The sequence below is a fragment of the Devosia sp. Root436 genome (assembly GCF_001426345.1).
GTDB lineage: Bacteria > Pseudomonadota > Alphaproteobacteria > Rhizobiales > Devosiaceae > Devosia.
On sequence record NZ_LMEM01000014.1, the window covers coordinates 40204 to 57630 of the forward strand.

The 17427-nt window shown below is 64.8% G+C and carries 16 protein-coding genes; 11 read left to right on the top strand and 5 right to left on the bottom strand.

Annotation, left to right across the window (positions count from 1 at the left end):
• Nucleotides 1–156 precede the first annotated feature (156 nt).
• The 5 genes from hisS to ASD04_RS16410 all read left to right on the top strand — a co-directional run bounded on the left by hisS (nucleotide 157) and on the right by ASD04_RS16410 (nucleotide 5938).
• Nucleotides 157–1653: a histidine--tRNA ligase gene (gene hisS, locus ASD04_RS16390; RefSeq protein ID WP_056259385.1), complete on the top strand. Its 1497-nt coding sequence runs from the start codon at nucleotides 157–159 to the stop codon at nucleotides 1651–1653.
• Between the two features lie 181 nt (nucleotides 1654–1834).
• The gene (locus tag ASD04_RS16395) at nucleotides 1835–2899 is read left to right on the top strand and encodes an ATP phosphoribosyltransferase regulatory subunit (protein WP_056259387.1); all 1065 of its coding nucleotides are present in this window, start codon (nucleotides 1835–1837) and stop codon (nucleotides 2897–2899) included.
• 199 nt (nucleotides 2900–3098) lie between these two features.
• Nucleotides 3099–3806, top strand: a complete 708-nt coding sequence (hisG, locus tag ASD04_RS16400) for an ATP phosphoribosyltransferase (protein WP_056259389.1) — start codon at nucleotides 3099–3101, stop codon at nucleotides 3804–3806.
• A 167-nt stretch (nucleotides 3807–3973) separates the two neighbouring features.
• Nucleotides 3974–5173, top strand: a complete 1200-nt coding sequence (locus ASD04_RS16405; protein ID WP_200940283.1) for a glycosyltransferase family 2 protein — start codon at nucleotides 3974–3976, stop codon at nucleotides 5171–5173.
• Between the two features lie 15 nt (nucleotides 5174–5188).
• Nucleotides 5189–5938, top strand: a complete 750-nt coding sequence (locus tag ASD04_RS16410; protein WP_056259394.1) for a TSUP family transporter — start codon at nucleotides 5189–5191, stop codon at nucleotides 5936–5938.
• On the opposite strand, the gene ASD04_RS16415 is transcribed toward ASD04_RS16410, so the two are convergent.
• The 4 genes from ASD04_RS16415 to ASD04_RS16430 form a co-directional block, all read right to left on the bottom strand.
• The gene (locus ASD04_RS16415) at nucleotides 5935–6801 is read right to left on the bottom strand and encodes an SEL1-like repeat protein (protein ID WP_162245152.1); all 867 of its coding nucleotides are present in this window, start codon (nucleotides 6799–6801) and stop codon (nucleotides 5935–5937) included. The two genes, ASD04_RS16410 and ASD04_RS16415, sit on opposite strands and share 4 nt — an antisense overlap.
• A 97-nt stretch (nucleotides 6802–6898) precedes the next feature.
• Nucleotides 6899–7135 carry a BrnA antitoxin family protein gene (locus tag ASD04_RS16420; protein WP_056259398.1) on the bottom strand — a complete coding sequence of 79 codons (237 nt, stop codon included), beginning with the start codon at nucleotides 7133–7135 and terminating at the stop codon, nucleotides 6899–6901.
• A gap of 139 nt (nucleotides 7136–7274) precedes the next feature.
• The gene (gene groL, locus ASD04_RS16425) at nucleotides 7275–8915 is read right to left on the bottom strand and encodes a chaperonin GroEL (RefSeq protein WP_056259400.1); all 1641 of its coding nucleotides are present in this window, start codon (nucleotides 8913–8915) and stop codon (nucleotides 7275–7277) included.
• 53 nt (nucleotides 8916–8968) lie between these two features.
• Complete coding sequence (locus ASD04_RS16430; protein WP_056234513.1) at nucleotides 8969–9259, bottom strand: co-chaperone GroES; 291 nt, start codon at nucleotides 9257–9259, stop codon at nucleotides 8969–8971.
• Between the two features lie 180 nt (nucleotides 9260–9439).
• Between ASD04_RS16430 and ASD04_RS16435 the strand changes: the two genes are divergently transcribed.
• The 4 genes from ASD04_RS16435 (at nucleotide 9440) to ASD04_RS16450 (ending at nucleotide 13186) form a co-directional block, all read left to right on the top strand.
• Nucleotides 9440–9802 carry a DUF427 domain-containing protein gene (locus ASD04_RS16435; protein ID WP_056259402.1) on the top strand — a complete coding sequence of 121 codons (363 nt, stop codon included), beginning with the start codon at nucleotides 9440–9442 and terminating at the stop codon, nucleotides 9800–9802.
• Between the two features lie 185 nt (nucleotides 9803–9987).
• Nucleotides 9988–10182: a hypothetical protein gene (locus tag ASD04_RS16440; RefSeq protein ID WP_056259404.1), complete on the top strand. Its 195-nt coding sequence runs from the start codon at nucleotides 9988–9990 to the stop codon at nucleotides 10180–10182.
• Between the two features lie 78 nt (nucleotides 10183–10260).
• On the top strand, nucleotides 10261–11169 hold the full coding sequence (locus ASD04_RS16445; protein WP_056259406.1) for a DMT family transporter: 909 nt from the start codon (nucleotides 10261–10263) through the stop codon (nucleotides 11167–11169).
• A gap of 91 nt (nucleotides 11170–11260) precedes the next feature.
• Nucleotides 11261–13186, top strand: a complete 1926-nt coding sequence (locus ASD04_RS16450; RefSeq protein ID WP_162245153.1) for a peptidoglycan-binding protein — start codon at nucleotides 11261–11263, stop codon at nucleotides 13184–13186.
• A gap of 18 nt (nucleotides 13187–13204) precedes the next feature.
• Here ASD04_RS16450 and ASD04_RS16455 read toward each other — a convergent pair whose 3' ends face one another.
• Entirely contained in the window at nucleotides 13205–14629 is a 1425-nt protein-coding gene (locus tag ASD04_RS16455) for a sigma-54 dependent transcriptional regulator (protein ID WP_244488346.1), read from the bottom strand.
• A 185-nt stretch (nucleotides 14630–14814) separates the two neighbouring features.
• Here ASD04_RS16455 and ASD04_RS16460 point away from each other — a divergent pair, with 185 nt between their 5' ends.
• Entirely contained in the window at nucleotides 14815–16023 is a 1209-nt protein-coding gene (locus ASD04_RS16460; protein ID WP_056259410.1) for an ROK family transcriptional regulator, read from the top strand.
• Nucleotides 16024–16125: 102 nt separating this feature from the next.
• A complete protein-coding gene (locus tag ASD04_RS16465; RefSeq protein ID WP_056259412.1) occupies nucleotides 16126–17355 on the top strand; it encodes an EAL domain-containing protein in 1230 nt (409 codons plus the stop codon).
• The last annotated feature ends 72 nt before the right edge of the window (nucleotides 17356–17427 follow it).

Here is a 17427-nt window from a genome sequence, read left to right on the forward strand (position 1 = left end):
GGTCCCGCAAACCGGTGCGTGTGACACCCCCACCCTTGGTCCCTCCCCACAAGGGGGAGGGAGACGACTGCCGATTCAGCGCGACCGATGCCCCACCCACCTGTTGTCTCAACCACCCCGATCCGCTAACAACGGCGCAACTCCGAGGCTGCCTAGATGACCGAAAAGACCAGACTGATCGCCCCGCGCCTGCCGCGCGGCTTCGAGGATCGCACGCCCGGCGAAATCGCCGCGGTGGGCGCCATGATCGACAAGATCAGGAAAGTCTACGAGCGCTATGGCTTCGATCCGGTCGAAACTCCGCTGTTTGAATATACCGAGACCCTGGGAAAATTCCTGCCCGATACCGACCGGCCCAATGCCGGCGTCTTCTCCCTGCAAGATGATGACGAGCAGTGGATGAGCCTGCGCTACGATCTCACCGCGCCGCTCGCCCGCTATTTCGCCGAAAATTTCGAGACCCTGCCCAAGCCCTACCGCTCCTATCGGCAAGGCTACGTCTTCCGCAACGAAAAGCCCGGCCCCGGCCGCTTCCGCCAGTTCATGCAGTTCGACGCCGACACCGTCGGGGCAGGGGGCCCGGAAGCCGACGCCGAAATGTGCATGATGATGGCCGACGTCATGGATGCGCTGGGGCTCGCGGGGAAGTACGTCGTTCGTGTGAACAACCGCAAGGTGTTGGACGGCGTCCTCGCCACGGCGGGCGTCACGTCAGACGAACAGAAGCTCACCGTGCTTCGCGCCATCGACAAGCTCGACAAGTTCGGTACCGAAGGCGTCAAGCTCCTGCTCGGCGCCGGCCGCAAGGACGAAAGCGGCGATTTCACCAAGGGCGCCGGCCTCACCCCGGCCCAGATCGAACCCATCCTCGCCTATGTCGATAGCGGCATGCCCGCCTCCGGCGTGGAGCGCGGCAGCAATGCCCATGTCGTTGCAACCATCAACACTTTGGCCGGCCTCATCGGTGGGTCCGAAACCGGTCTTGCCGGTGTGCAGGAACTGGCTTCCATCTTCGGCCTCGTCAGCGCTGCCGGCTTCGGTGGTCGCGTCATTCTCGACCCCTCCGTCGTCCGCGGCCTCGAATATTACACCGGCCCGGTCTTCGAGATTGAACTGACCTTCAAGGTGCAGAACGAAAAGGGCCAGGACGTGGTGTTTGGTTCCGTCGGCGGCGGTGGCCGTTATGACGGCCTCGTTTCCCGCTTCCGTCGCGAGCCGGTGCCCGCCACCGGCTTTTCCATCGGCGTCTCGCGTCTCGCCAATGCGCTGAAGCTCACCGGCAATCTCGGCGCCACCGAGCCCGCGGGCCCCGTCGTCGTCCTCGTCATGGACAAGGATCAGACCGCCTCCTACCAGGCCATGGTTTCCGAACTCCGCAATGCCGGCATCCGCGCCGAAATGTTCCTCGGCAACACCAAGAATTTCGGCAAGCAGGTCGCCTATGCCGACAAGCGCAATTCGCCCATCGTCGTCATCGAGGGTAGCCAGGAACGCGAGCAGGGCGTCCTCCAGATCAAGGACCTGATCGCGGGCAAGCAGGCCGCGGCCGCCATCTCGGACAATGCCGAATGGAAAGCCGCGCGCCCGGGTCAGTTCGAGATCAAGCGGGATGACTTGGTCCGCGCCGTGCAGAAGCTGCTGAGCGAGCAATGATGCTCCTGACCCTCCCCACCCACAATGTCACCCCGGCGAAGGCCGGGGCCCATCCCGAGATATATCCGCTGCCGCAAGGTGGACGTTCGGACCATGGCGGATGGGGAGCCATCTCAGGATGGATCCCGGCCTTCGCCGGGATGACACCGCGTTTGTGGAGAATGCAGGGGAGCGTGCCCCGATGACCAGCCCCGCCCTCCGCCGCGCCAATCTTGAATCCCTGGTCGAAGCCCAGGGCGCCTGCCGTGCCACGCCGCCTTTGCTGCTCTCGGCCGATCCCTATTTCGACCTGGCCGGCGAGGAATTCGGCCGACGCTTGCTGCTGACCACGGACACGACGGGCGCAGAATATTGCCTGCGTCCCGATTTCACCCTGCCCATCGTCAAATCCTATATCGACGACGGCGTCGGCGAACCCGCGGCCTTCTCCTATATGGGCCCCATCTTCCGCCAGCGCGAAACCGGCCCGGCCGAATTCGACCAGGCCGGCATCGAACTGCTGGCCCAGCCCGATGGCGATGTGGCGCTCGATCAGGTGCTGACCTTCGCCCGCGCCGCCCTCTCCATCTTCGGCGTCGCCCCCGATATCCGCCTCGGCGGCGTCGGACTCTTCGAAGCCCTGCTGGTGCAGGCCGACATGCCCGACGCCTGGCGCCCGCGCATCCGCAATCGCTTCGGCCACACCGAAGCGCTCGATCGCCTGCTGGCCCGCCTCGAAGCTGCCCCCGATGCACCGCGCGAAAAGCAGCCGAGCCGCAAGGCCTTGGTCGCCGATATCACCGAACAGATGGTGGCATCAGGCCTCAGCTTGTCGGAAAGCCGCTCCCCCGAGGAAATTGCCGACCGCTACCTCGAACAGCAGGCGCTCGACGCCGCCCAGGTGCCGCCCGCCACGCTGAAGCTCCTGCGGGAATACCTCGCCATTTCCGGCCCGGTGCTCCAGGCGCTGACCCGGATCGAGGCTCTGGCCGCGCGGCACAAGCTGATGCTCGGTGCGCCCATTCGTACGATCAGGCGCCACCTCGATAGACTGGGTGAAGCCCGCGTCACCTTCGATGCCGGCTTCTCGCCGCGCCTCGATTATTACACCGGCATCGTCTTCGAAATGACCGGTCCCAGCGGCGATATCCTGGCCTCCGGCGGCCAGTATGATCGCCTGCTCGAACGTCTCGGCGCCACCGCCCCCATCGCCGCCTCCGGCTGTTCCGTCTGGGTCGATCGGCTTGAAGCGGAGGTCACCTCATGACCGGGTTCTTTCTTACCTCGCCCCTGAGGGGAGAGGTCGGCGCGCAGCGCAGGGTGAGGGGTTCAGTCTCAGTGCTTTTACCGAGGGGCCTTCACCCCTCACCCCAGCTTTGCCAGGTCGCTGCGCTCCCGGCGTCGCTCCCCTCTCCCCTGAGGGGCGAGGGGACGATAGAGCCTCGCGGTTCCAACGGAGCCATCCCATGACCGGCATCACCCTCGCCGTGCCCTCCAAGGGGCGCCTCGAAGAACTCACCCGCGAATGGTTCGCGGCCAATGGCCTGGTCATCACCCGTCCCGGCGGCGCCCGTTCCTATCTCGGCGCCATCGAAGGCCTGCCCGATGTCACCGTGCGCTTCTTCCCGGCCTCCGAGATTGCCCGCGAACTCATCCGCGGCACCATCGATTTCGGCGTCACCGGGCGCGACCTGATTCACGAGACCAGCGAAAGCGGCCCGGCCTCGGTGTCCATCGCCAAGCCTCTCGGCTTCGGCAATGCCGACGTCGTCGTGGCCGTGCCCGACGCCTGGATCGACGTCACCCACATGCACGACCTGGCCGACGTCGCCTCCGATTTCCGCGGCCGCCATGGCCGCTGGCTGCGCATCGCCACCAAATACATCACCATCACCCGCCAGCATTTCGCCCGCGCCGGCATCGCCGAATATCGCACCGTCGAAAGCCTCGGCGCCACCGAAGCCGCCCCGGCCTCCGGCGTGGCCGATATCGTGGTCGATATCACCAGCACCGGCTCGACCCTCGCGGCCAACGGCCTGCGCGTGCTCGAAGATGGCGTCATGCTGCAAAGCGAGGCGTGCCTGGTCGTTTCGCGCACCGCCCGGTGGTCGCCCCGGCGCAAGGCCCAGCTCGACGCCGTGCTGCAACGGTTGGGAACCAGTGCCGGCTTCTGAGCAGGCATTGCCGGCTGCCGCGATTCACGACAGAAATGCAATCAAGCGCTTCCAGCAAAAGTGGCAGCCACTTTTGCGGTTCGGAAGCGCGACAAAACAAAGACTTGGAGCATTTCAGCGTTTCGAGGAAACAGGGAATGCAGCCGGCTCCGGGGGGAGGGCCAGACTTGGCCGACGAATTCGAACTCACCATCCTGATGCCCTGCCTTAACGAAGCGGAGACGCTGGCCGCCTGCGTCGGCAAGGCGCGCAGCTTCCTCGACCGCACCGGCATTGCCGGGGAGATCGTCATCGCCGACAACGGCTCCACCGACGGCTCGCGCGAGATTGCGGAAAATCTCGGCGCCCGCGTCGTCAACATCCCCGAACGTGGCTATGGCGCCGCGCTTGCCGGCGGCATCCAGGCCGCACGCGGCCGCTTCATCATCATGGGCGATGCCGACGACAGCTATGATTTCGCCAATCTCGATGCCTTTGTCTCCCAGCTGCGCGCCGGGGCCGACCTGGTCATGGGCAACCGCTTCGGGGGCGGCATCGCTCCCGGCGCCATGCCCTGGCACCATCGCTATATCGGCAATCCCCTGCTCAGCGCTATCGGCCGCCTGTTTTTCCACACCCCGATCGGCGATTTCCATTGCGGCCTGCGCGGCTTTTCGCGCGCCGCGATCCTGGCGCTCAACCTGCGCACCTCAGGCATGGAATTCGCCTCCGAAATGGTGGTCAAGGCCACCTTGGCGCAGCTTGACCTGCGCGAAGTGCCGACCACGCTGGCCAAGGATGGCCGCTCGCGAAAACCCCATCTGCGGTCCATCCGCGATGGCTGGCGCCATCTGCGTTTCCTGCTGCTGTTTTCTCCGCGCTGGCTGTTCCTCTATCCCGGCATTGCCCTATTGGCCGTGGGCCTGCTGGTTGGCGCCATCCTGCTGCCGGGCCCGGCGCGTTTCGGCCGCGTCTCGTTCGACGTCCATACGTTCCTCGTCGCCGCACTCTGCATAATCGTCGGCCTGCAATCCATTTCCTTCGCGGTTATCGGCCGCCGCTTTGCCTCGCGCTATGGCTTTATCCCGCGCTCCAGCAGCTACGATCGCCTGCTCGAAGCCCTCACCCTGGAACGCATCCTGCTCGTGGCCACCACACTGATGCTGATTGGCATTGTCGCGCTGCTCTGGGGCGTGGCGGAATGGGCCGAGCGCGATTTCGGGCATCTCAATCCTTCCAGCACCATGCGCCCGGTCATCCTGGCCATGACGGCGCTGGTTTCGGGCTTCCAGCTCATGATGAGTGGCTTCATGTCCTCGATGATCAATATTCCGATCTATGAGCGGCGACTGGCCGAAACCGCGCGGCCCGACGACACCACACCCTGAACCCCACTGGACCCCATGCTCGATCCCCTCGTTCTCCTGGCGCTTGCCGCTGTCGGCATGCTGGCCGGCTTTGTTGATGCCATCGCCGGCGGCGGCGGCATGATCGCCCTGCCGGCCTTGCTCTCGGCCGGCCTGCCGCCGGTTGCCGCGCTCGCCACCAACAAGCTGCAATCGGTGTTCGGCACCGGCATGGCGGCGCTGACCTATTGGCGGCGCGGCTTCGTCTCGCTCAAGGCGCTGGTTCCGGCTATCGCGCTGACTTATGCCGGCAGCCTCTGTGGCGCCCTGGTGGTCAAGCAGATCGATATCAGCCTGCTCGATGTCGCCGTGCCCGTGGCGTTGATCGGCATCGCGCTCTATTTCCTGTTCGCGCCCAATCTTTCGGATGCCGACAAGGCGGCCCGGCTGCCCTTCGGGCTGTTCGTGCCGGTTATGGGCATGGTCATCGGCTTCTACGATGGCGTATTCGGGCCGGGTACCGGCTCGTTCCTCACCATCGGCTTCGTCATGCTGTTCGGCCTGGGCCTCACCCGCGCCTCGGGCAATACCAAGATCCTCAATCTGGTGTCGAACCTGGCGGCGCTGACCATCTTCATCCCGGCGGGCGACGTGGTCTGGCCCGCCGCCATCGCCATGGCCATCGGGCAGCTTGCCGGCGGCTATATCGGCGCCCGGACCGGCATCCGCTACGGCGCAAAGATCATTCGGCCGCTGGTCGTCGTGGTGTCGATCGCCCTGGCGCTGCGGCTGCTGTTCTTCCGTTAAAGCGCCGAACCGAAGGCCGCCTCGATGGCCCGCTGTGTCGCCGGACCGAAACTGCCGTCGATCGTGCCGCTATAGAAGCCGTCGCGTTTCAGCATTTCCTGGATGGCGCGACGGTAGTTCGGCGAGGTATCGGCGTTGCGGATGTCCTTGAATTCGTCCCACGCGACCTGCAGCCCGTTGGTCAGCGCCAGATAGGCGAGTTCGGCCGCCCGCTGCGTGTCCTTGCCCACGCCGTCGCCATAGAGATAGCGCAGCGACAGCGACCAATGCCCGTTGGCGTCTCCCGCATCCGACGCCTTCTGGTACCAGGCGGTTGCCTCCTCGACATCCTTGGCCACGCCATTGCCGGCCAGATACATGTCGCCCAGCGCATACATGGCATAGGCATAGCCATTGTCCGCGGCGAGACGGAACCAGTGCAGCGCCTCGGCATAGTTCTGCCGCACGCCGTCTCCGACATTATACATGCTGGCCACGTTGCTCTGCCCGGCCGGCAGGCCGGCCTCGGCGGCCTTGAGATACCAGTCGAACGCCTTGGCATAGTCCTGCGCCACGAACTCGCCGCGGTCATACATCAGTGCCACGCGGTTCATCGCATAGCCATCGCCGGCCCCGGCCGCGAGCGAATACATCTCGAAGGCATATTGGTAGTCGGGCGTCTGCCCTTCGGCGACGAAATAGGCGGCGTCGCCCTCGTCGAGGATTTCCTCGAGATCGTCGGGATCATAGGGATCGAGCGTATCGTCCTGCGGCTGGGTGACCTGCGGCGTCGTGACCTTGGTCTTGGTCTTCTGCGCAAAGGCGTCGCCCGTCGCCGCCAGATTCAAGGCCAGCAGCAGCACCGCGGCCAGAACAACACGCATGGACATCTTCAACCCCTCTGCTCCACCATTTCCGGGAAAATGAAACTTCGGCACGTTGCTGTCAAATGCCGCGAGAGGCACCCCCCGTAGAGGGGTATCAGGCCGGATCGAGCCCGGCAGCAATGCGCAAAGCGGCATTGATCCGGTCCTGCCAGCCCGGACCGTCATCCTGGAAATGCTCCAGCACGGCGCGATCCAGCCGCAACGTCACCATTTCCTTACCCTCAGGCGGAGCAACAGGCTTGGGCGGCGCTGCTTCCACAGGCTTGCGGGTCGCTGTCTTGAAAGCCGCCTCCGCCTGATCAAAGGCGCTGCCGCGTCGGGGTGTTCGCATCGAATCCTCGCTGATTGCTCCGGGGGCATTCTACTGCGCCGCGCGCCGTCACGCATAAGAAAAGGCGCGGTGTTTCCACCGCGCCTTCCACGAAGTTCGTGACTGGGAAGAAACGAACCTCGAAGTCTGTGGCGATGGATTAGAAATCCATGCCGCCCATGCCGCCCATGCCGCCGCCGCCCGGCATTGCCGGAGCTGCGTCCTTGGGGGCCTCGACGATGAGGGCCTCGGTGGTGATCAGCAGCGAGGCGACCGAAGCCGCATCCTGGAGGGCCGTGCGAACCACCTTCACCGGGTCGATGACGCCAAGGGCGACCAGGTCGCCATATTCGCCGGTCGCGGCATTGTAGCCGAAGGTGATCGACGAGTTCTCGAGGATGCGGGCAACCACGACGGAGCCTTCGGCGCCGGCATTATTGGCGATCTGGCGCACCGGCTCTTGCAGGGCGCGCTTGACGATGGCGATACCCGCAGCCTGGTCGGCATTGGCGCCCTTGACGGTCATGTTGTTCGAAGCGCGCAGCAGGGCGACGCCGCCGCCGGCCACGATGCCTTCTTCAACGGCGGCGCGGGTGGCGTTCAGCGCGTCATCGACGCGGTCCTTGCGCTCCTTGACTTCGACTTCCGTCGAGCCGCCGACCTTGATCACGGCAACGCCACCGGCCAGCTTGGCCAGGCGTTCCTGCAGCTTCTCGCGGTCATAGTCCGAAGAGGTTTCTTCGATCTGCGCCTTGATCTGGCCAACGCGGCCCTGGATATCGTCCTGGGTGCCGGCGCCGTCGACGATCGTGGTGGTTTCCTTGGTGATCTCGACGCGCTTGGCAGTGCCCAGCATGTCCATGGTCACGTTCTCGAGCTTGATGCCGAGGTCTTCAGAAATCACCGAACCACCGGTCAGGATGGCGATGTCTTCGAGCATGGCCTTGCGGCGGTCACCGAAACCCGGAGCCTTGACGGCAGCGACCTTGAGGCCGGCGCGCAGGCGGTTGACGACCAGGGTCGGCAGGGCCTCGCCGTCGACGTCTTCAGCAATGATCAGCAGCGGGCGCTGCGACTGCACCACGGCTTCCAGCAGCGGCAGCAGCGACTGCAGGTTGGAGAGCTTCTTCTCGTGGAGCAGGATCACCGGGTCCTCGAGAACGGCGGTCATCTTCTCGGCATTGGTGACGAAGTAGGGGGAGAGGTAGCCACGGTCGAACTGCATGCCTTCGACGACATCGAGTTCGGTCTCGGCAGTCTTGGCTTCCTCGACGGTGATGACACCCTCGTTGCCGACCTTCTGCATGGCTTCGGCGATCATGTCGCCGATGGACGATTCGCCATTGGCCGAGATGGTGCCGACCTGGGCGACTTCGGACGACGACTTGATCTTGGAGGAAGCGGCCTGCAGCGAGGCGACGACTTCTTCCACGGCCAGGTCGATACCGCGCTTGAGATCCATCGGGTTGAAGCCGGCGGCGACGGCCTTGACGCCTTCGACGACGATGGCCTGGCCGAGAACGGTGGCGGTGGTGGTGCCGTCACCGGCAATGTCGTTGGTCTTGGAGGCGACCGAACGCAGCAGCTGGGCGCCCAGGTTCTCGAACTTGTCTTCCAGTTCGATTTCCTTGGCGACGGTCACGCCGTCCTTGGTGATGCGCGGGGCGCCGAACGACTTTTCGATGACCACGTTGCGGCCCTTGGGGCCCAGGGTCACCTTCACCGCATTGGCGAGGATATTGACGCCGCGCAGCATCTTGTCGCGGGCATCGGTGGAGAACTTTACTTCTTTAGCGGCCATGTGGGGCGCTCCTTAAGAATGGTTGAAACGACGAAAGGGACAGCGTGGGGTCCTCAGACCTCGACGATGCCCATGATGTCGGATTCCTTCATGATCAGCAGGTCTTCGCCGTTGAGCTTGACCTCGGTGCCGCTCCACTTGCCGAACAGCACGCGATCGCCGGCCTTGACGTCGAGCGCGTTGATCTTGCCGGCATCATCGCGGGCGCCGGGGCCCACGGAGACGATCACGCCCTCGGAGGGCTTTTCCTTGGCGGTGTCGGGGATGATGATCCCGCCTTTGGTCTTTTCTTCGCTGTCGAGGCGACGGACGACCACGCGGTCGTGCAGAGGACGGAAGCCCATGTTTTGCTCCTATGGCAGCATGTTCAAAATGCAATCTTGGCACTGTTAGCACTCGTCAGTGTAGAGTGCTAACAGGGTACGGGGGATATATGGCCGCCCCCTCGACGAGTCAAGGTCGTGTGAACCGGCTTTCTTCTCGCGCGTTGATTCACATTCACTTTCGCTAGATGGCAGGACATCATGACGCGTCAATGTCTGGACAAGGATATCAAGATCAGGCCGGCCAAGGGCCGGGTCCACGTAATGTTCGACGATGCCGAGATCGGCAGCTCGCTCAATGCACTCGAACTGGATGAGCCGGGCGCGCCCTTGCGCATCTATCTGCCGCGCGAGGATGTTCGCGAGGATGTGCTGGAGCGCTCCGAAACCCGCACCACCTGCCCCTACAAGGGCGAGGCGCATTACTACACGCTCAAGACCCTCACCGCCGATGGCCCCGACCAGGTCTGGTACTACCCCGATCCATGTCCCCTGGTCGAACCTATCCGCGACCACCTCGCCTTCTGGGGCGACAAGATCGAGTATCGCTATTCGGAAGTGTAGGCGTGGGGCGGTGGATGGACTTGGGCGCTGCGCGATCTTCTCACTCTGTGTCATCCCGGCCTTGAGCCGGGATCCATCCCGAGATCGCACCACGGCCGCAAGGTGGATCATTCGTTCGCTCGCCGGACAGCATCTTTTTTGCCCGCCCCCTTCCCCCACGCGCAAACCTCCGGCATAAGGCCAGCATGACCCAGGACAACACCCTTCAGATCAAGCTGCGCCTCAAGGGCGGCAGCGGCCCGAATGCCAACTGGCATTGGGAAATCCTCGACGCCGCCGGCAAGGTGGTCAAATCGGGCTCGGCCGTCGGCCCCGAGCACAAGGCCTTTGCCACTGCGCGCATGGCCAAGGAAAAGCTGGAGCAATCCTCCGGCCGCTGATCCCGGCTGTACCACGAGACATCAGTGACCGCTCCCGTTCCAGAAGCTGCCGCCGGCCCCGTGCAACATCGTGGGCCGATGCGTGGTATTGCGCTCAAGGTCGTTTCCGTTTTCTTCTTCGTCGTCATGGCGACGCTGCTCAAGGCCACCGAAACCATTCCTGCCGGGGAACTGGTTTTCTTCCGCTGCTTCTTTGCTTTCCTGCCGGTAGTGTTCTGGTTGCTGTGGCGTGGCCAATTGCGGGCTGCCCTGCATACGCGCAATCCGCTCGGCCACGTCCTGCGCGCCCTGGTCGGTGCCTCGTCCATGGGTCTGGGCTTTTTCGCGCTGACCCGGTTGCCTTTGCCCGAAGCCACCGCCATCGGCTATGCCGCGCCGCTGCTCATCGTCGTCTTCAGCGCGCTGCTGCTCAAGGAGGCGGTTCATGTCTTTCGCTGGACCGCCGTCGTCGTCGGGCTTTTCGGTGTGGTCATCATCCTCTGGCCGCGGCTGACCCTGTTCACCAGCGGCCAGCCGCTCGGCAATTCCGAAGCGCTTGGCGCCATCGCCGCCTTTGGCGGGGCCATCCTCACTGCCTTTGCCCTAATGCAGGTGCGCAAGCTGACGCGCACCGAGCGCACCGAAGCCATCGTGGTCTATTTCTTCATCTGCGCCAGCATCATGTCGCTGGCAACCATTCCCTTCGGCTGGGCCATGCCCACGCCGCAGCAGGCTGTCCTGCTCATAGCCGCCGGCTTTTTCGGCGGGGTCGGCCAGTTGCTGATGACGTCGTCCTACCGCTATGCCGATATGTCGGTCATCGCCCCGTTCGAATATGTCTCGCTGCTGCTGACCATCATTCTGGGCCTGGTGGTGTTCGGCGATGTGCCGACCCCGGCGATGGTCCTGGGCGCCACCATCATCATGGCCTCCGGCATTGTCGTCATCCTGCGTGAGCACTATCTCGGCCTTGATCGCGCCAAGGCAAGGGAGGCCAATACGCCCTAGCGAGGCAGCCACGGCGTGTTTAACTGGCAGAATTTGTACTATTGCCATCCCATAGCCGCCTCGCTCTATTGTTGCGGCGGGGGAGATGGTGATGGTTAAATCGATTCGACTGTACATGGCGCCGCTCTTGTTGTTGCCTGCGCTGACCAGTATGGCGGCCGCCGACGACGCCGTGCGCAACGCGCAGGGCCTGCTGGTCGACCTGGGCTACAACCCCGGACCCATCGACGGACAAATCGGGCGGCGCACCATCGAGGCTCTGGAACAGTTCTCGGCCGCCAGTGGCGGGTCGTTTGACGGCACCGTCGATGATGCCGAACTGGCACAGCTTGCGGCGGCTGCCGAGCGGGTCCGGCCCCGACTGAACCATCCCGGCCATTTGTTCGACCTGGCTCACGCCATCGAATCCAGTTGCAACGGCCTTGGCCTTGGCCGGTTCGTGACCACCGACTTCGGCCCCACCGCCTATCCGCCCATTATCAGTTTTGACGATTCCCAATCCATCGGCATGTCCGCCAAGCGCGAGGCGAGCGTCTCCTTCGCGCAGGCGCTGGTCGTGCATGCCGCCGCCGCCGGGTTCCAGGGCAACCAGCCAGCGGCCGCCAAGGCCAGGGAAGCGCTTCTGGCCTGGGCAGAGGCGGGAGCGGGCCTGGATACCGCCATCGACAATTCCTATCTCGGCGCGGGCAATGCCGGGGGCTATGACCCCGAGGCTGATGCGCCTGTCCTCGACATGGAAAACGCGGCCTTGCTGGGTGGCGTGGCGCTCACCACCACATACATGCTGGGCGATTTGCTCACTGCCCAGGAGCGCGAGACGATCCTGGCGTGGGCGCTTGCCCTGGTCAACAAGTACCGGATGGACGCCGCCGTCATGGACGGCACCTCCAATGGTGTCTTCATGGGGTCCTATCCGGCGCTGCTCGGGCGCATCATGGAAGGCGACGCAGCCGGCTTCGAGAGTCTGGTCTCGGCCTATTACCGCTTGCTGAGGAACAGGGTCGACGAGAAGGGGGCCATTCTCAAGAATGCCAACCGTGGCGATCGTGCCCTGCACTACCAGAGCATCGGTATACTTTCGATGATGTCCCTGTTCGAGCTCGTCGAAGCTCAGGGCAATGCTGTGCCCGCCGATCTTGAAGCCGACCTGCACCGGGCGGTCACGTTCTTCCTTGATGGCGATCGGGATCTGTCCGTAATCGCCCCATACGCCAAGATGGGCTTCAACAATCCTGGGACAGGGCAACGGCAGGAACGCTTTTATCGCCAGAGTTCGGAACACTACTGGTGGATGGTCGACTATATCGCCCGCTACCCCGATAGTGAAAACGCCACGCGCCTGCGTGCGCTGCTGGGACCCAACGACACCTTTGAAAAGGTCCGTGCCAATATCATGGGCGCGACCTGGGCCGCTTACCCCATCAACTGCATCAAGTCGTTTGACCTGTCTGCCCAGACAACCGCTGATGCGGTAGCCTATGTCCGCGAGAACTACCCGGCGGTCATCGTGCCGTCGGCGTCCGGCCGCAAGATGGGGCTGCCCCACTCGTCGCAGGCGGTCCCGATCAGCTTTGCCCGCGCTTCGGTAATGCGCGGCACAACCAGGTCGAATTTCGAGACGTTTTTCGTCAACTATGGGGATCTGCACATCGGCGACGAGGCGCTGGGCAACGGCAGTCTCGAGATTTACGTCGACTTCGCCGGCGACGGGGAGGATCTGTCCAATCTTGCCTTGCTGCGTATCGTCGGCCAACGGACCAGCCTGCACGGCGCAGATTCGAAGAAGGCCGATTTCCAGGTTTGCGGGCAGGTCGCCTCGCAGCAGAACGGATCCAATTTCCGGCTGCATGTCGGGGAGATGGAAGAAATGAACAGCTGCATTCTCGACCTGATGGACCCACCTGACGCGCAGAAATGGGCGTCGCTGCTGGACGGCCTGCAGAAGCTGATCAACGAAGCCGACGAATCCCCCGGCCAGCAGCGGCTCAAGCAACTCTTCGACTACATGGTGTATTGAAGCCCGGGCCGCAGCGGTCTAGCTGACAGCCGCCATCTCCGCCCAGCCCTGCCGCTTGCGATAGATCGTCGAGGGGCTGATTTCCAGTGCTGCCGCGGCGAGCGAAACATTGCCCCCGAAGCTGGCGATCGCATCCTCGATGATGCGCTGCTCCTGCTGCCACATCGGCAGGATGGCCGGTTTGCGCTCAATGCGCGGAGCAGGCTCGGCTGGCGCCACCACGCCGCGCGATTCGATATCGGCGGCCGCCAGCATGGACATGGTGATGTCGCCGCCATCGCCCATCACCACCAGCCGCCGTACCAGGTTCTGCAACTGCCGCACATTGCCCGGCCACTCGGCCGAGGTCAGCAGGCCCGCTACATCGGGCGGAAAACCGTTGAAATGCTTATGCTCCTCGGCGGCGTAGCGCGCCAGGAAATGCCGCGCCAGCACCATGATGTCGGTCGGACGCTGCCGCAGTGGCGGCAGGTGGATGGGCAGCACATGCAGGCGATAGAACAGGTCCTCGCGGAATTTCTTCTCGGTGATGAGCTGCATCGGGTTGCGATTGGTGGCGCAGATGACGCGCACGTCCACCTGCCGCACGCCCGCTTCACCCACCCGGCTCAACGTGCCGGTCTGCAGGAACCTGAGAAGTTTGGACTGGAGGGAAAGATCCATTTCCCCGATCTCGTCGAGGAACAGCGTGCCGCCATCGGCCAGCTCGGCCGCGCCCTTGCGGTCGTCATGCGCGCCGGTAAAGGCGCCGCGCGCCACGCCGAACAGCTCGCTTTCCATCAGGTCGCGCGGAATGGCGGCGCAGTTGATCGCCACCAGCCGCTTGCCGAAGCGCGGTCCGGTGGTATGCAGCGCCTCGGCGCAAACATCCTTGCCGGTGCCGCTTTCCCCGGTGATGAAGACCGGCGCCGACGAGGCGGCGATGCGCCCGATCTGCTCATAGACAAATTGCATGGCGCTCGACGCGCCGATGAAGCCGGCAAAGTCGGAACGGCCCGCCACCGGCTCGATGGCGAGCGCTCGGCCCTTGCCGTGGCGATGTGCCAGTTCGCCGATCCTGGCCGCCATGGCCGGTCCGTTGACGGGCTTGACCACGTAGTCATGCGCCCCGGCCCGCATCGCGCCGACCGCCGCGGAAACCGAAGCGCCGTCCGAAACGGCGACGAACAGCGCGCCGTCGGCCAGCCGCACCAGCCGCGCCACGGCGTCGTCGCTGCGCTCGCTGAGGTCGCGCAGGCTCGCCAGATCCGCCAATACGATGTCGAATTCGGCATCGCGCAACTGCTCCACCGCCTGCCGGCCACCCGCCGCAACAGAGATGCGAACGCGATTGCCCAGGCTTTGGCCGAGCGTTTCGGCCACCAGCAGGGCATGCGGCTCGTCCCCATCGATCAGCAGCAGCCGCCCATGCGGTTCGCCATCGCTTCGGTTGTGCATCGCCATGCGGCGCGGTCCTCGCGTTCCCATTGCCCACTATGCCGGTTGTCCGGCATTGCCGCTCTGTCCCGGTGTTGCCCCAATTGTTCCGCAACAGGGTAAACAAACCGTTCCAGACATTTGCAATTTGCGTGATTGTCTATGGACTTGGCGCTTGATCGGATCGCGCTCTCCCTATTAAGTCAGCTGCCATGCAGAAGAATTCAGCGGACGACGGCATCGGGCCGATGGCACGCGGCTTCGCCCAGTCCGGCGTCCGCATCGCCAATGAGCGCGCGGTGATGACGCTTATCGGGCTCAACCCCGGCGTGTCCAATGCCGAACTGGCGCGTCTGTCCGGCCTGGGGCCGCAGACCACCTCGCGCATCGTCGCCGATCTCGAAGCCCGCGAGCTGGTGTTGCGCGGTGACGTATTGCGCGGCCGCCGTGGCCAGCCGGCGACCCCACTGTTTCTCAATCCCGATGGCGCTTTCGGCATCGGGATTGAGATTGGCTGGCGGCATTTCGAAGTCCTGCTCTTCAGCATGGCCGGCCTCACCCTCGCCAGCATCCGCCACAGCTACGCCTGGCCCGACTTCAACACCGTTTTTGCCGAGGTAGCGGCCGAGGTCGCCACCATCCGCGCCGGCATGACCGCTCAGCAGGCGAGCCGGCTGGCCGGTATCGGCGTGGCCAGCCCCTCCCATCTCGAACGGCATCTGGGTCGCATCGGCGCCCCGGCCGAACAGGTGGAGCTATGGCGCGATGCCGACCTCGCTGTCGAAGTGAGCCAGGCTATCGGCGCGCCCGTGGAATGGTTCAACGATGGCAATGCCGCCTGCTGGGCCGAGTTCATCGCCCGGCCCGAGCCCCGCCCACGCGGCATGGCCTATTTCCAGGTTGGCACGCTGATCGGCGCCGGCATCGCCATCGATGGCCAATTATGGGAAGGTCGCACCGGCAATGCCGCCAATCTGGGCGCCATCCCGGTCGCCGATGCCCAGGGCCGCTCACTCTATGTACACGCCATCGCCTCCATCCTGGCTTTGCAGCAGCGCATCGAGGCTGCGGGCGGCACGCTGCCGCCGGGTGAGCCGATGAACTGGGACTGGGCCGCGCTCGAGCCGCTGGCGACCACCTGGCTCGATGATGCGGGCAGGGCGCTGGCCACCGCCGTCCTCAGCACGCGGGCGGTGATGGAACTGGACCTGACCGTCATCGATGGCGTCATGCCCCGGCCCATCATGGAGCGCCTGCTCGACCGGGTCGAACATCACCTCGCGGCCATGCCCTATTTCGGTGCCGTCCGGCCCGTCGTGGCGCTGGGGCATATGGGCGGCTCCGCCGCGGCCAATGGCGCGGCTCAACTGGTGCTGTTCCACGGCTTCTTCTCCCGCGCATGGAACATTTTCGCCACCTGAACCCGCAAATAGGCTTGGGAGAGCCGCGGCTCCGCGCTTTTGCACCCCATTGCACGATGCTATGAGGGGAGAGCCGAATCCCGGCGCTTCCGAGGTCCGCCCGTGCAGGCACTGGTCTACACGTTCATTGCCCTTGCTGCCGCCGCCGTTGGCGCGGCGGCCTATTTCGGCCTGACCTTCACGCCGTCGGAGGCCATCCTGGCGGCCGTGGTGTTCGGCTGCGTCTGCGTCGTGCTGCTCGAACGCACCTTGCGCCAGCGCGCCGAGAACCGGCTGGAAAAAGCCATCGAGGACCTGTCCCGCCTGCTCGCTACCGATGCTCAGGCCGGTGCCGTGCTCGGCCAGCGCATCAATGCCATGGCCGATCTCAATGCCGGCGCGCGCCTTGAAGGCGTCGAGGCCGATATTTCCGTGCTCGGCACGGTCATCCGCCAGGTTGCCGAAGCGGTGGCCGAAATGGAAGATCGCGTGGCCAAGCCTGCCTCCAGCCGCGACCGCATGATTGCCGCCCCGGCGCCGTCCCCGGCTGCCCGCGAGCCCGAGCCCACAATCCCGCTCGAATTGCTGCGCCAGGCCATCGCCGAAAACCGGCTCATCTATCACATCCAGCCCGTCGTCACCTTGCCCCAGCGCCGCCCGCAGGGCTATGACCTCGTCCCCCGCCTGATGCTCGAGGATGGCGATCTGGCCGACCGCGCCGATTTCCAGCCCCGCCGCGGCGGCGAGGACGTCATGCGCCATATCGAGGGTACGGGCCTGGTCGAGGCGATCACCATCTGCCGCCGCTCGCGCACCGGCGGCCAGCCGGTCACGCTTTACATCCCCCTGTCGCGCGCCACTTTGGGCGATTCGGTGGCGTCCGAGCAGCTGATCGTGGCGCTCGAAGCCAACCGCGCCATCGCGTCCGGCCTGATCTTCGTTGTCAGCGATGTCGACTGGCGCTCGCTCACCACGGGCGAACGCGCCATTGCCGATGCCGTGGCCAGGAAGGGCGCCGGCTTTTCCATCGCCAACGTCAAGTCGCTGCGCGTCGACATTGCCGAACTGGCGGCGCAGGGCGTGCGCTCGCTGCGCATCGACGCCGCCCGCTTCATCGAGGAACCCGAAGTCTTCACCGACTTCCACGCCTCCGACATCGCCAACTACATCGCCCGCTTCGACGTCCGCCTCATGGCGACCGGCATAGCCAGCGAAAGCCAGATCGTCGAGCTGCTCGAAGACGGTATTACCCTGGCCCAGGGCCCCCACATCGCCGCCCCCGGCCCCGCCCGCCCCGACCTGATGCCGGAACCCACCCGCCAGGCGCCCCAATTGCGGCGGGTGGAACTCTAGCCGCTGCTCCCCCAGTCGCCCTGATGGTGAGCCTGTCGAACCACGAGGGCGTGGCGCGATGTCTCTACGCGC